12 protein-coding genes are annotated in these 13,880 nt (G+C 69.9%); 10 read left to right on the plus strand and 2 right to left on the minus strand.

The features are described 5' to 3' along the window. The first annotated feature begins 15 nt into the window (after positions 1-15). The gene (locus ACJJV7_RS12985) at positions 16-1,224 is read left to right on the plus strand and encodes a MalY/PatB family protein (RefSeq protein WP_405374104.1); all 1,209 of its coding nucleotides are present in this window, start codon (positions 16-18) and stop codon (positions 1,222-1,224) included. Between the two features lie 16 nt (positions 1,225-1,240). Here the strand turns inward: ACJJV7_RS12985 and ACJJV7_RS12990 are convergent, their stop codons facing one another. Next, a complete protein-coding gene (locus tag ACJJV7_RS12990) occupies positions 1,241-2,239 on the minus strand; it encodes a LacI family DNA-binding transcriptional regulator (protein ID WP_405374102.1) in 999 nt (332 codons plus the stop codon). 91 nt (positions 2,240-2,330) lie between these two features. Between ACJJV7_RS12990 and ACJJV7_RS12995 the strand changes: the two genes are divergently transcribed. Genes ACJJV7_RS12995 through ACJJV7_RS13010 form a run of 4 tightly spaced genes read left to right on the plus strand, consistent with a single transcriptional unit; the run spans position 2,331 to position 7,287 of the window. After that, entirely contained in the window at positions 2,331-3,377 is a 1,047-nt protein-coding gene (locus ACJJV7_RS12995) for a M24 family metallopeptidase (protein ID WP_405374100.1), read from the plus strand. A 45-nt stretch (positions 3,378-3,422) separates the two neighbouring features. Continuing rightward, the gene (locus ACJJV7_RS13000; RefSeq protein WP_405374098.1) at positions 3,423-5,207 is read left to right on the plus strand and encodes an ABC transporter ATP-binding protein; all 1,785 of its coding nucleotides are present in this window, start codon (positions 3,423-3,425) and stop codon (positions 5,205-5,207) included. A 23-nt stretch (positions 5,208-5,230) separates the two neighbouring features. Then, a complete protein-coding gene (locus ACJJV7_RS13005; protein WP_405374096.1) occupies positions 5,231-6,334 on the plus strand; it encodes a Gfo/Idh/MocA family protein in 1,104 nt (367 codons plus the stop codon). Then, on the plus strand, positions 6,331-7,287 hold the full coding sequence (locus ACJJV7_RS13010; protein ID WP_405374094.1) for a hypothetical protein: 957 nt from the start codon (positions 6,331-6,333) through the stop codon (positions 7,285-7,287). Before ACJJV7_RS13005 ends, ACJJV7_RS13010 begins: the two co-directional genes overlap by 4 nt. Positions 7,288-7,633: 346 nt before the next feature. Here the strand turns inward: ACJJV7_RS13010 and ACJJV7_RS13015 are convergent, their stop codons facing one another. Continuing rightward, positions 7,634-7,858 (minus strand): hypothetical protein, encoded by a 225-nt coding sequence (locus ACJJV7_RS13015; RefSeq protein WP_405374092.1) that lies wholly within the window; start codon positions 7,856-7,858, stop codon positions 7,634-7,636. Between the two features lie 480 nt (positions 7,859-8,338). Here ACJJV7_RS13015 and ACJJV7_RS13020 point away from each other — a divergent pair, with 480 nt between their 5' ends. The 5 genes from ACJJV7_RS13020 to ACJJV7_RS13040 all read left to right on the plus strand — a co-directional run bounded on the left by ACJJV7_RS13020 (position 8,339) and on the right by ACJJV7_RS13040 (position 13,870). After that, complete coding sequence (locus ACJJV7_RS13020) at positions 8,339-9,622, plus strand: ABC transporter substrate-binding protein (protein WP_405374090.1); 1,284 nt, start codon at positions 8,339-8,341, stop codon at positions 9,620-9,622. Positions 9,623-9,695: 73 nt separating this feature from the next. Continuing rightward, positions 9,696-10,688 carry a carbohydrate ABC transporter permease gene (locus tag ACJJV7_RS13025; protein WP_405374088.1) on the plus strand — a complete coding sequence of 331 codons (993 nt, stop codon included), beginning with the start codon at positions 9,696-9,698 and terminating at the stop codon, positions 10,686-10,688. Next, the gene (locus ACJJV7_RS13030) at positions 10,685-11,620 is read left to right on the plus strand and encodes a carbohydrate ABC transporter permease (RefSeq protein WP_405374086.1); all 936 of its coding nucleotides are present in this window, start codon (positions 10,685-10,687) and stop codon (positions 11,618-11,620) included. The genes ACJJV7_RS13025 and ACJJV7_RS13030 overlap by 4 nt, the downstream gene beginning before the upstream one ends. An 11-nt stretch (positions 11,621-11,631) precedes the next feature. Next, the gene (locus ACJJV7_RS13035) at positions 11,632-12,318 is read left to right on the plus strand and encodes a hypothetical protein (protein WP_405374084.1); all 687 of its coding nucleotides are present in this window, start codon (positions 11,632-11,634) and stop codon (positions 12,316-12,318) included. Between the two features lie 31 nt (positions 12,319-12,349). After that, positions 12,350-13,870 carry an alpha-N-arabinofuranosidase gene (locus ACJJV7_RS13040; protein ID WP_405374082.1) on the plus strand — a complete coding sequence of 507 codons (1,521 nt, stop codon included), beginning with the start codon at positions 12,350-12,352 and terminating at the stop codon, positions 13,868-13,870. The last annotated feature ends 10 nt before the right edge of the window (positions 13,871-13,880 follow it).

Here is a 13,880-nt window from a genome sequence, read left to right on the forward strand (position 1 = left end):
CATGAGGTGACGAGAGTGTCAGAACCACGAAATCCCTTCCGAGACGTGTCCTTGGCGGAGCTGCAGACGCGCACGAGCATGAAATGGCGGACGTACCCCGCCGACGTGCTCCCGCTCTGGGTCGCGGAGATGGATGTCCCCGTCTCGCCGGTGGTCCGCGACGCCGTCGGCCGCGCGCTCGACCGCGGCGACACCGGCTACGCGACCGGCGAGGGCTATGCATCCTCGCTGCGCGACTTCGCCGCCGATCGGTGGGCATGGACGGATGTCGACCCCGACCGCACCGCGATGGTTCCCGACGTGATGCTCGGCATCGTCGAAGTACTCCGGCTGATCACCCGGCCCGGCGACCCGGTGGTCGTGACGCCGCCCGTTTACGCGCCGTTCTACGCCTTCGTCGAACACGAGGGCAGGGCGATCCTCGAAGCTCCGCTGTCTACCGCAGGCCGCCTCGACCCGACGTCACTCGAGACGGCGTTCGCAGAGGCCGCCCGCCTTTCCGCGTCGCCGGTGTTCCTGCTGTGCAACCCGCACAACCCCACCGGGACCGTGCACACCCGCGAGGAGCTCACAGCGGTGGCGAGCCTCGCCCGCCGCTACGGAGTGCGCGTCGTCGCCGACGAGATCCATGCACCGCTCGCGCTGGCCGGCGCTGACGTGACCCCCTATCTGACCGTTCCCGGCTCGGAGAACGCCTTCTCGCTCATGTCCGCGTCGAAGGCGTGGAACCTCGCGGGTCTCAAGGCGGCGCTCCTCATCGCGGGGCCCGAGAGCGTGGACGATCTGGCGCGGCTGCCCGAAGAGGTGAGCCACGGCGTCAGCCATTTGGCCGTCATCGGCCATGCGGCCGCCTTCGGCGACGGAGGCGACTGGCTCGACGGGCTGCTCGCGGGACTCTCCGAGAATCGCCAGCATCTTCAGAACCTCGTCGATCAGCACCTTCCGGAGTCGGTGCTGCGCCGCCCCGAGGGCACTTACTTGGCGTGGCTCGACTGCACGCCCCTGGGCCTCGGCGGCGCAGGACCGGCGTCCCGGCGGGCGGTCGTGAGCGATCTGGAGGGACCGGCACGGTTCTTCCTCGACCAGGCGGGCGTCGCCCTGAGCTCGGGACACATCTTCGGGTCGGGCGGCGACGGACACGTCCGTCTGAACTTCGCGACGACTCCCGACATCCTCGGCGTCGCTCTGCAGCGGATGGGAGACGCGGTCGCCGCCAGGGCGTGAGCCGCAGGCGCCGGGCTCAGCCTCGTCGGGGTCCTGTGCTGCCGCGCACGATCACGACCGGTGCGCGGACGGTCGACGCCGCGGCATCCGTCCCCGTCATGAGCGCGCTCATCGCCTGCCAGGCCTCCTTGCCCAGATCGACGGCGGGAACGGCGGCCGTCGTCAGCGGCGGCGAGGTGTAGCGCGCGAACGGGATGTCGTCGAAGCCCGTGATCGACAGATCGGCCGGAACCCGGATGCCGCGCTCGGTCACCGCCGAGAGGAGCCCCATCGCCACCAGGTCGTTGAACGCCAGCACCGCGGTCACCTCGGCGGCGACGACGGCATCGGCGGCGGCGGCGCCGCTGTCGAAGTCGACGCCCGAGGGGATCTCGGCGACCTCGAGGTCGGTGTGCTGCGCCTGCGCCTCGGCGATGGCCTGGCGGCGGGCGGCGCCCGAGGCACTCCCCGCCACGCCCGAGAGGAACGCGATCCGGCGGTGGCCGTGGCCGTAGAGGTGGGCGATCAGCTCGGCCATGCCCCGCCGGTAGTCGGCGGCGACGGTCGGTGCATGCTCCTGCGGTGGACGGTTGACGACGACGGCAGGCGACAGCGACGGCAGCAGCGCCGAGAGCTCGGCCTGCGGCATCCGTGGTGCGCAGAGCACGACTCCGTCGGTGCGCCGCCGGGTCGCGGTGGCGAGGGATGCCTCTTCGGCGACCTGCTCGGCCGAGTCGGCGATGAGCACGTGGAAGCCGTCTTCGGCGGCGGCGCGGCTGAGCCCGCGGAGGATCGACTGGAAGGTGGGGTTCGCGAGATCGGGGACGACGACGGCGATCGTCTGCGTCCTGCCGAGCACGAGCGAACGAGCGAGCGGGTTCGCCGTGTAGCCGAGGGCGACCGCGACGGCGCGCACCCGCTCGGCCAGGACGGGATCGACGGTCGGATTTCCGTTCATGACCCGCGACACGGTGGAGAGCGAGACTCCGGCGTCGCGGGCGACCTGGGTGATGGTCGCGCGGGGGCTCCCGGCCACGGTGTCCTCCGATCCGACGCGGATGCCGCTCCGCCGCTGCGGGAGGCGTCGGCCATACTACCGAGAAAGCGTTTCATCACCGGGAGAACCCATGACCCCCTCCGCCGCGGATCGCCGCGCGAAGCAGCTGCGGCTGCAGACCCTGCGGGAGAGCCTCGGCGCGGACCCGCTGCTCCTCACCTCCCACGAGGCGATCGCCTGGTACCTCGACGGTCCGCGCACCCACGTCTCGCTGGCCGGCCCGCCCGTCCTGGCGGTGCGAGCCGGTGACGACGGCGACCGGCTCTTCGTGAGCGCGAACGAGGCCGACCGGCTCATCGCGGAGGAGCTTCTGCCCACGGATGCCGACCGCATCGTCCGCGTGCCGTGGCAGCAGCCCGTCGCCGCGGCGGCGGCCGAGGCCGGGCCGCACCTCGCCGAAGCCGACGCGGCGGCCGAGCTGCGCGCCGCGCGCGCCGAGCTGCTGCCCGCCGAGACGGCGCGCTACCGGGAACTCGGGGCCGAGGTCGCCGCGGCGCTGACCGAGGTGGCATCCGTGCTCTCGCCGTCGACCTCCGAGCGGATGGCCGCGGCCGACCTCTCCGCGCGGCTCGTGGCGCGCGGCATCGACCCCCTCGTCGTGCTGGTCGCGGGGGAGGAGCGGGTGCCCCACCGGCATCCGCTGCCCACCGCCGCCGCCCTCGGACGCCGGGCGATGCTCGTCGTCTGCGGGCGTCGTCACGGCCTCATCGCGAATGCGACGCGCTGGGTGGGAGAGTCCGGCGCGGACGACACCCGCATCCTCGACGTCGAGGCGTCGTTCTTCGCCGCGACGCGCCCCGGCGTCCGGCTCGACGAGGCGTTCGCCGCGGGCATCGCGGGGTATGGCGCAGCGGGGTTCGACCCGCGCGAGTGGGAGCAGCACCACCAGGGCGGCCCTACGGGGTACGCGGGCCGTGATCCTCGGGCGACGGCGCAGACGACCGACGTCGTGGCATCCCGTCATGCCTTCGCGTGGAACCCGAGCGCCCCCGGGGCGAAGGTGGAGGACACGGTGCTCGTGACGGATGCCGGTGTCGAGGTGCTGACCGCCGACCCGGCGTGGCCGGCCGTTCGGCACGCAGGCCTGAGCCGCCCCGCCGCGCGTCCGTTCGGGTGAATCGGGTGCGCCAGACGGTTCCCTCCCGCGGTCGCCGACCCTACGATGGAATCCGTGGCTAGGAAAACGCTTTCCCGTGTGGGGGACCTGATCGACGGGTCGCGGCCCGCCCGCTCGATCCTCCGTCTGCTCGCTCGGCGCCCCGGTCGGCTGACCGTCGCGATCAGCGCCTTCGCCCTCAAGGAGATCCCGCTCTGGTTCCTCCCGGTCGTCACCGCGGCGATCATCGACATCGTCGCCGGCGACGGCGAGGTCGACGCCGTGCTCTGGTGGTTCGCGCTCGCGGCCGTGCTGCTCCTCCAGAACTACCCGAACCACATCGTCTACACCCGCAACTTCATGACCGTCGTCCGCGACACCGGCGCCGACCTGCGCAACGCGCTCGCCGCGCGGCTGCAGAGCCTGTCGATCGGCTACCACACCCGCACCAGCTCCTCGATCGTGCAGACCAAGGTCGTGCGCGACGTCGAGAACGTCGAGCTCATGCTGCAGCAGGTCACGCACCCGCTGCTCTCGGCGATCATGGTCATGGCCGGCGCCATCTCGATGACGGCGATCGCGGTGCCGCAGTTCCTCCCGGTCTACGCCCTCGCCGTCCCCATTGCGATCGGCATCCGCTACGGCATGCGGCGCCGCTCTCGCGAGCGCAACGAGCTCTTCCGCCGCGAGGTCGAGGTGCTGTCGGCCCGCGTCGGCGAGATGGCCTCCCTTATTCCGGTCACGCGCGCGCACGGCCTCGAGGAGACGGCCGTCACGCGCGTCGCGACCGGCGCCGACGGCGTGCGGCGGGCCGGGCTCCACCTCGACATGCTCAACGGGCACGTCGCCTCGGTCTCGTGGGTCGCCATGCAGCTGCTGGGGGTGGGATGCCTCGTCCTCGCCGCGATCTTCTCGCTCACCGGCGTGCTCCCCATCACGCCCGGCGAGGTCGTGCTGCTCTCGACGTACTTCACGCTCCTGACGCAGGGACTCACCCAGCTGCTCATGCTGATCCCGGTCGGCGCCCGCGGGCTCGAGTCGGTGCGGTCGATCGCCGAGGTGCTGCAGGAGCCCGACCTCGAGCAGAACGAGGGCAAGGCGCTCGTCGACGATGTGGACGGGGCGTTGTCGCTGTCGGCCGCGTCGTACCGCTACGCCGGCGCCGACGACGACGCTCTCGAACGCATCGACCTCGACATCCCCGCGGGGGCGACGTACGCGTTCGTCGGCTCGTCGGGGTCGGGCAAGTCGACGCTCCTCAACCTCGTGCTCGGCTTCCTCCGCCCCACCGAAGGCCGGATCCTCGTCGACGGCCACGACATGCAGACCGTCGATCTGCGGACGGTGCGCCGGTTCGTCTCGGTGGTGCCGCAGGAATCGGTGCTCTTCGAGGGCAGCATCCGCGAGAACGTGGCCTACGGCCTCGGCGACATCGACGACGCCCGCATCGAGCGCGCGCTCCGCGACGCCAACGCGTGGGAGTTCGTCGAGACCCTGCCGCACGGATGGGACACGATCGTCGGCGAGCGGGGGGCGACCCTGTCGGGCGGACAGCGTCAGCGGCTCGCGATCGCCCGTGCGCTCGTCCGCGACCCCCGCATCCTCCTCCTCGACGAGGCCACGAGCGCGCTCGACCCCGAGTCGGAGGAGCTCGTCAAAGAGGCTCTCGGCCGACTGATGACCGGGCGCACGACGCTCGTCGTCGCCCACCGTCTGTCGACCGTGCGGCAGGCCGACACGATCGTCGTGCTCGAGCGCGGCCGCATCGTCGAGCGCGGGTCGCACGAGGAGCTCGTGGCACTCGGCGGGCGCTACGCCCACCTCCATCTCACGCAGGCAGGTCTGGCATGACCTCGGCCACGAAAGGCACCCCCATGACACCTCCCCTCCGCTGCGCGCTCGTCGGCACCGGCGGTGTGGCGCAGCTGCACGCCCGCGCCGTCGCCGCCCACCCCCATGCCGAGCTCGTCGCCGTCACCGATGTCGCGCGCGACCGTGCCGAGGCGTTCGCCGCGCAGTGGGGCGGCGCCGCCGTGTACGACGACCTCGAGGCGCTGCTGGCGGCAGAGCGCCCCGACGTCGTCCTCGTCTGCACCCCGCCCGGCGCGCACGCCGCACAGGCCATCGCGAGCGTGACAGCCGGTGCGCACGTCATCGTCGAGAAGCCGCCGGCACCCTCGCTCGCCGAGCTCGACCAGATGCGTGCGGCCGCGGCCGACGCCGACCGGCAGCTCGCCGTCGTCTTCCAGCAGCGCACCGGCACCGCCGCCGCGCACGTGCGCAGACTCCTGCAGGCGGGGGAGCTCGGCCGGCCCCTGATCGCCGCCTGCCACACGCTCTGGTACCGGGGTGACGACTACTTCGCCGTCGACTGGCGCGGCACGTGGGAGACCGAAGGCGGCGGCACCACCCTCGGTCACGGCATCCATCAGCTCGACCTGCTCGGCTACCTGCTGGGGGAGTGGACCAGCGTGCAGGGCCGGCTCTGGCGCCTCGACCGCGACACCCAGACCGAGGATGCCTCGACGGCCACCGTCACCTTCGCGAACGGCGTCGTCGCGCAGGTGCTCACGAGCGCCGTGTCGCCGCGGCAGACGAGTTCGATCCGCATCGACACGCAGAAGGCCACGATCACGGTCGACCACCTCTACGGTCACGGCCACGAGAACTGGTCGATCACCCCCGCTCCGGGGTTCGAGGACGAGGCGGAGGGCTGGCGCTTCCCCGATGAGGAGGAGCGCAGCGATCACGCGCCTCTTCTGCGCGACGTGTTCGATGCGCTGCTGTCCGGCGCCCCCCTGCCGCCCACGGCCGATGAGCCGGCGCGCTCCTTCGAGCTGGTGACGGCGATCTACGCCTCGGCCGCGGCCGACGGCGCCGTCATCACCCCCGAGGTCCTCGCGACCCATCCCACGCACCGGGGCGGGCTGCGCAGTCCCGTCACCGACATGCGGAGCGTCGGAGCCACCGGCGCGTGAGCCTCGCCGAGCTGTACCGCGACCCCGTGTACGACGGCGCGACCGACCCGGTGGTCGTGATCGCGGACGGGCAGTGGTGGATGTTCTACACGCAGCGCCGTGCCACCCATCCCGATCCGGGGCCGGGCGTCGCATGGGTCCACGGCAGCCGCATCGGCGTCGCGCGCTCGGTCGACGGCGCCGCCTGGGAGTACGCGGGCACCCTCGAGCCCCGCACCCTGGAGCCCGGCCGCGCGGGAGACCTCCGGCTGACGGCCGAGGGGCCGGCATCCGTCACCTCCCGCACGCACTGGGCGCCCGAGGTCGTCTTCGACGGTGCCCGGTGGCGCATGTACCTGACCGAGATCGACGGCGTCCCCGACCGGTGGCCGGGGCATGAGCGCGAGATCGTGGAGTACCGATCGAGCGATCTCTCGCAGTGGCAGCGCGTCGGAGCCCTGAAGCTCGAGAGCGACCGGGTCATCGACGCGGGGGTCGCCCGCACGAGCGACGGCCGGTGGCGGCTCTGGTACAAGGACGAGGCCGCGGACTCCGTCACGAAGGTCGCGGTGTCGGACGACCTCGAGACCTGGACGTGGGGCAGCACCGCCGTGGGTGGCCGGCCGCACGAGGGGCCGTGCGCCTTCGAGCTCGGCGGCTGGTGGTGGATGATCGTCGACGAGTGGCGCGGCATGGCCGTCCACCGCTCGCGCGACGGAGTGTCGTGGGCGCGGCAGGGCGGTCCGGATGCCGTCATCCTGGGCGCCGGAGAGGTCGCCGGGCCGGGCTTCGGTCATCACGGCGCCGCCGTCCGCGACGGAGACCGCACCTGGTTCTACTTCTTCGGGCATCCGCGCGGGGCCTACATTCCGGATGTGGATGCCGACTCGGTCGACGCGCGGCGGTCGGCGATCTACCGGGTGGGCCTCCGCGTCGAACGCGGCGAGCTGCGGGTGTCGGCCGCGGCCGGATGAGGGTTCTCGCAATCTCACCGAGATGCGTTGGGTGCAGGGTCTCTATGAGGGCTACGCAGTTTGGCGGTGCGACGTCGGCCCTGTGTATCCAGTGAACGGCGCTCACAGTGTGGGCCCGCCGGGCGTCGCGCTCGATGCCTGAGAGGGGTGCATAAATGTGATTGAACCGCGGACCCAGTGCACGCACGTTGGGTCGAAAATCGTCGAGTCGGTACCAAAACCCCGCCGCTTCCAGGATGACACTGGACGCGACGGGGTTACCGAGGCGATTGGCGCCCGATCCCGGAGGGGCTGGCTATCGGTTCTGGGGCTCGATTGGAAAATCAGTCGGATGCCTCAGCGCTCCCTACGCGGGGTCGATGACGCTCCGGTGGTAGCTATTGAGGAAGCCGTTTACATCGTCGAGCAGGCATCCTGCGATCGAGTAATCTCCCGGCTTCGCCCAGGGACCATAGACCCAATACGTGGGGCCGTTCTTCGTCTCTCGGCAGAAGAGCGCGATCCGGTGATACCCCGTCCCGCCAGAGCAGTACGACACTTTGCCCTGCGCGCTCGCAACTTTGTGGTTCACGAACTTACATCCGGTCGGCAGTGCAGAGGCTGCGGGGGCCGCAGCGATCGAAACGCCTGCCGCGAGGCCTAAGGCTAAGAGGAGGGCCGCCGTTTTGGACTTGATGCTTGTCGATGCCATGAACCTGCTCCGATCGTTTCGCGGACAACGTCCGTGTCGACGTCGTCCGGTGCAGTCTGACGGAGCTGGGCCGTCGGGTCAATGCTTGACCGGACCCGTGGTTGGTGACCGTCCTCGGTGTCTTGGGAGTGGAGCCGTGGGGGTGGACGCCGCTCTGGTTCGGCGGCTCCAGGGATAGGAACGCTGCCAGGGCTTATCCTGAGACCGGTCACATGCACGCCTTGAAAAACGTTTCAACTACGGCTATGCTCGTCGGCAAGCGCTTTCCCAGGGGCTTCGGTCCAATTCACGAGGAAAGACCGAACACGGACCATGGCGTCCTACAGCACTCGCAACAGGGACGTTCGAGAGAGGACAAAGATGTTCAGCAAACGCGCACTTGCCGCCATTGCACTAGCGACGGGTTCAGCCATCGCCCTTGCCGGCTGCGCTGGCTCGCCGGAGCCCACTGATGCGTACGACCCTGACGAGAAGGTCACCCTCGACCTCGCCTTCTGGGGCAACGACGTTCGTGCCGACCTCTACAACAAGGCGATCGACGCCTTCAACGAGGAGTACCCGAACATCACGGTCAACCCGACCTTCCTGACCTTCCCCGAGTTCTGGGAGAAGCGTCAAACCGAGGCCGCGGGTAAGAACCTCCCCGACGTCATGCAGTTCGACTACTCGTACCTGCGCCAGTACTCCGAGAACGGACTGCTGCTCGATCTCGAGCCCTACCTCGGCGGCATCATCAAGACCGACCCGCTCCCGCAGAACATCCTCGATGTCGGCGTCGTCGGCGGCACCACCTACGGCATCGCGACCTCGACCAACGCGTGGGGCCTGTTCACCAACCCGGTCCTGCTCGAGCAGGCCGGCGTCGAAGACTTTGCCGGCGGCACGTGGGCCGACTACAGCGACTGGATCGCCGAGGTCACCGAAGCCTCCGGCGGCGAATTCTGGGGTGGCAGCGACTACACCGGCCGCATCCAGAACTTCGAGCTCCAGCTGCGCGCCGAAGGGGGCAACCTCTTCAGCGAAGAGGGCGAACCCGGATTCGACGAGGCTCGTCTGAAGGCCTTCTGGGAAGAGGGTCAGGACATCCGCGACGGCAGTGGCGTTCCGCAGCAGACGGTCGAGGAGGCCCTGCCGCTCGGGCCCTTCGACACCGCGACCACCGCGAGCGAGCTCACGTGGGACAACTTCGGCGCCGGCTACCTCGGCAACCTCGGCGAGGGCTACACCGAGCTGAACCTGATGGCCCCGCCCATCACCGAGGAAGGCGCGAAGGACCTCTACCTGAAGCCCTCCATGCTGCACACGATCTCGGCGAACACCGACGCCCCCGAGGCGGCGGCGACGCTGGTCGACTTCCTCGTCAACTCGCCCGAGTCGGGTGAGATCTTCGGCACCAACCGTGGTCTGCCCGCGTCGGAGACCGCCCTCGCGGCCGCCGAGCTCGACCCGCTGAGCCAGCAGGTCAAGGATCACGAAGAGGCGATCGCCGACCGCATCGGCGACGCACCGCCCGTCCCGATCGTCGGCTACGGCGCCCTCGAGGAGGAGTTCCGCCAGCTGGGTGTGGAGCTGAACTTCGGCACGCTGACCGTTGACGAGGCCGTGTCGCGCTTCTTCACCGAGATGGACAACGCCCTCAGCTAATGATGACCACGCGGGGCTCGGGTACAACGCCCGAGCCCCGCGGCATCCTCCCCCGCTACGTCAGGAGTACCTCGTGAGCACGACCGCGACGAGAGTCATCGTCACCGGCGACAAGAGCCGCCGCTCGCTGGTGCGCAACCGGCGGCCCGAGAAGGTCGACCGCCCCGGTCAGCGCGCCCGTTCACGGCGCGAGACCCTGGCCGGATACGGCTTCCTCGTCCCGTGGCTGGTCGGGTTCTTCGGGCTCACCATCATCCCGATGGTGTACTCGCTCTACCTGTCGTTCACACGGTACGACATCTTCCGCCCACCCTCCTGGGTCGGGCTGGACAACTACATCCGGCTGTTCACGAACGACCCGCAGTTCATCCAGTCCGCGCAGATCACCCTGGTCTACGTGCTGATCGGAACCCCGATCACCCTGGCCGCCGCGCTCGTGGTGGCCATGCTCCTCAACTTCCGCGACAAGGGCACCGGCTTCTTCCGGTCGGCGTTCTACGCCCCGTCGCTCATCGGCGGATCGGTCTCGGTCGCCATCGTGTGGCGTGCGATGTTCGCCGGTGAGGGCCCGGTCGATTCCTCGCTCAGCTTCTTCGGGCTCGAACTCGGCGGGTGGATCGGCAACCCCGATCTCGTGCTGCCCGCCATGATCGTCCTCTCGATCTGGCAGTTCGGCGCGACGATGGTCATCTTCCTCGCCGGCCTCAAGCAGATTCCGAAGGAGCTCTACGAGGCGGCCGAGATGGACGGCGCCGGCTCGTGGCACCGCTTCCGTGCGGTGACGCTGCCGATGCTCTCGCCAGTCATCTTCTTCAACCTGCTGCTCGGCCTGATCGGCGCCTTCCAGGTGTTCGCATCGGCGTACATCATCTCGAACGGCTCGGGCGGCCCGGCAGGCATGACGAACTTCATCACCATCTACCTCTACAAGCGCGGCTTCACCGACGGACAGATGGGCTACGCCTCGGCCATCGCCTGGGTCCTGGTCCTCGTCGTCGCCGTCATCGCCTTCATCCTCTTCCGCACGCAGCGGTCGTGGGTGCACTACGCGGGAGACAACCGATGAGCTCTACCTCCGGAATCACCTCGCAGCACGCGAGCGACCTGACCTTCGCACTGCAGCAGACGACCCCGACGCCGCCGGACGGCCGGCGGAAGGTCGCGCGCAAGACCTGGCAGACCGCCATCTGGCTCGTGGCTCTCCTCGCGCTGACAGCGATCGTGCTGTATCCGCTCGTCTGGCTGCTCTTCTCGACCTTCAAGCCCAACGGCGAGTTCGGGTCGAACTCCGGTCTCATTCCGAACTCCCCGACGATCGAGAACTACACGAAGGTCTTCGACGGCATCGCGGGTGTCCCGCTGCTGCAGTTCTTCTGGAACTCGCTCGTGCTTGCCGTCGCGGCCGTCGTCGGAACGGTGCTCTCGAGCGCCCTCGCCGCCTACGCGTTCGCGCGCATCCAGTTCAAGGGGCTCGGCATCCTGTTCGCCGCGATGATCGGCACGCTCCTGCTGCCGTTCCACGTCGTGATCATTCCGCAGTACATCCTCTTCAACAACCTCGGGCTCGTCGACACGTTCTGGCCGCTCATCCTCCCCAAGTTCCTCGCGACCGAGGCGTTCTTCGTCTTCCTGCTGGTGCAGTTCATGCGCCAGATGCCGCGAGACATGGACGAAGCGGCACGCATCGACGGCGCCGGGCATGTCCGCATCTTCTGGGCGATCATTCTGCCGCTCGTGAAGCCCGCGCTCATCACCTGCGCGATCTTCGCCTTCATCTGGTCGTGGAACGACTTCCTCGGACCCCTGCTGTACCTGACGAGCCCCGACAACTACCCGCTTCCGATCGCACTGCGTCTGTACAACGACCAGTCGTCGACGAGTGACTACGGCGCGACGGTCACCGCATCGTTCCTCGCCCTGCTGCCGGTGCTCCTCTTCTTCCTCGTCTTCCAGCGTTTCCTGGTCGATGGGGTGGCCACGCAGGGCCTCAAGGGCTGATCATGAGTTCCATGCCGACTTCCACGCCTGGGCCGTCGCCGCGACAGGAGCGGCGCGACCGCCGTGCGGCGGTCCGCGAGGCGCGGAACGGCAGTGGACCTACCCTGGGCGACGGGCCCACCTCCCGGTTCCCCGGGGCGGCGGCGAAGTTCGCCCTCCTGGGCGAGGTCCTGCTCACGGGGCTCCTCATCAGCCTGGTCGGCATCGTCATCGTGACCCTGCCGATCGCGCTGGCCGCCGGCATCCGTCATCTCCGCCGCTTCATCGCCGCGGAGGACTCCCGGCTGGCGCTGTTCTGGGCCGACGTCCGGGCGGGCATCCTCCCCGGTGCCGTCGTCGGGCTGGCGACCCTCGTGATCACGGCCCTGCTCCTGCTCGACATCGACCTCGCGCGCTCCGGGTTCCTCCCCGGGGGCGGCGTGGTCGAGGTGGTCGGCTGGGCGGGCCTCGCCGTGTTGGCCGTCGCCCTCCTGAGCGCCGCCGGACGGTGGACTCCGGATGCCGGCTGGCGCGCGGCCGTCCGCGGCACCCCTCGCGCGGTCGCCGCCGACCGCCGCGGCGCGCTCTTCCTCGTCGCGGCGGCAGCCCTCGTGGTCGTCCTGACCTGGCAGCTCCCGCCCCTGTTCCCCGCTGCGATCGGCTGTGCGGCCCTCGCCGTCGTCGCCGTCCCCGAACGCCGCATCTCCCGCCGCGCCTGATCCGGCTCGCGCCTCATCCGGAAGGACCTCCGTGCCCACTCACGGCTCCCTCGACCCGCGTTCCGCCTTCACCGATCTCGATCGGCGACTGTTCGGCGGGTTCGTCGAACACCTCGGGCGTCACATCTACGACGGCATCCATGAGCCCTCGCATCCGACGGCGGATGCCGACGGGTTCCGGCGCGACGTGGTCGACCTCGTCGACGAGCTCGGGGTGAGCACGATCCGGTACCCGGGCGGCAACTTCGTCTCGGGCTACCGGTGGGAGGACGGCGTCGGCCCCCGCGAGAAGCGCCCCCGCCGCCTCGACCTGGCCTGGCACTCGACCGAGACGAACCAGATCGGCCTGCACGAGTTCGCCGACTGGCTCGAGCGGGTGGGCAGTGACCTCATGCTCGCGGTGAACCTCGGCACGCGGGGGACGCAGGAGGCGCTCGATCTGCTCGAGTACGCCAACAGCTCCGCCGAGACGGAGTGGACGCACCAGCGCGCCGACAACGGCCGGGACCGCCCCTTCGGGGTGAAGATGTGGTGCCTCGGCAACGAGATGGACGGTCCCTGGCAGCTCGGGCACCGGAACGCCGACGACTACGGCAAGCTCGCCTCGCGCACCGCGAAGGCGATGCGGATGCTCGACCCCGAGCTCGAGCTCGTCGTCTGCGGCTCGTCGGGCAGCGGCATGCCGACGTTCGGATCGTGGGAGCGGATCGTCCTCGAGCACACGTTCGACGACGTCGACTTCATCTCGTGCCACTCCTACTACCAGGAGCAGGGCGGCGATGCGCAGGAGTTCCTCGCGTCGGGCGTCGACATGGCCCGCTTCATCGAGTCGGTGGTCGCGATCGCCGACTCGGTCGCCGCCGCGAAGAAGAGCGACAAGCGCATCATGATCTCGTTCGACGAGTGGAACGTCTGGTACCTCCACAACGACGAGGGCGGCCAGAACGACAAGCCGGAGGATCCGGGCTGGCCGGTGGCCCCGCGCTTGCTCGAGGATCAGTATCACGCGCTGGATGCCGTCGTCTTCGGCGACCTGCTGATCACCCTGCTGCAGCACGCCGACCGCGTGAAGTCGGCGTCGCTCGCCCAGCTCGTGAACGTGATCGCGCCGATCATGACCGAGCCCGGCGGCCCGGCATGGCGTCAGACCACCTTCTTCCCGTTCTCGATCACGTCGCGTCTGGCCGGCGATCGGGTGTTGCGGGTACCCGTCGAGGCCGGCACCTTCACGAGCAGCAGGTTCGGCGACGTCGCCGCGGTCAACGCTGTCGCGACGACGGATGCCGACGGCGTGAGCCTGTTCGTCGTCAACCGGTCGGTGGCCGAGGACGCGACCGTCCGTCTCGACGTGGCGGCGATCGCCGCGCAGCTCGGTCATGAGCCGCAGCTCGTCGAGACGCACCTCCTGCACGAGGACGACCTGTACGCGGCCGACACGCTCACCGACCCCGAGCGTGTCGGCGTCCGGCCCCTGGAGGGCGCCCGCATCGCGGACGGCGTTCTCGAGGTCACTCTCCCCGCCGTGAGCTGGGCGGCCATCCGCCTCGCGTGACCGGCTGATC

The organism is Microbacterium sp. Ld4 (assembly GCF_045066555.1).
Taxonomy (GTDB): domain Bacteria; phylum Actinomycetota; class Actinomycetes; order Actinomycetales; family Microbacteriaceae; genus Microbacterium.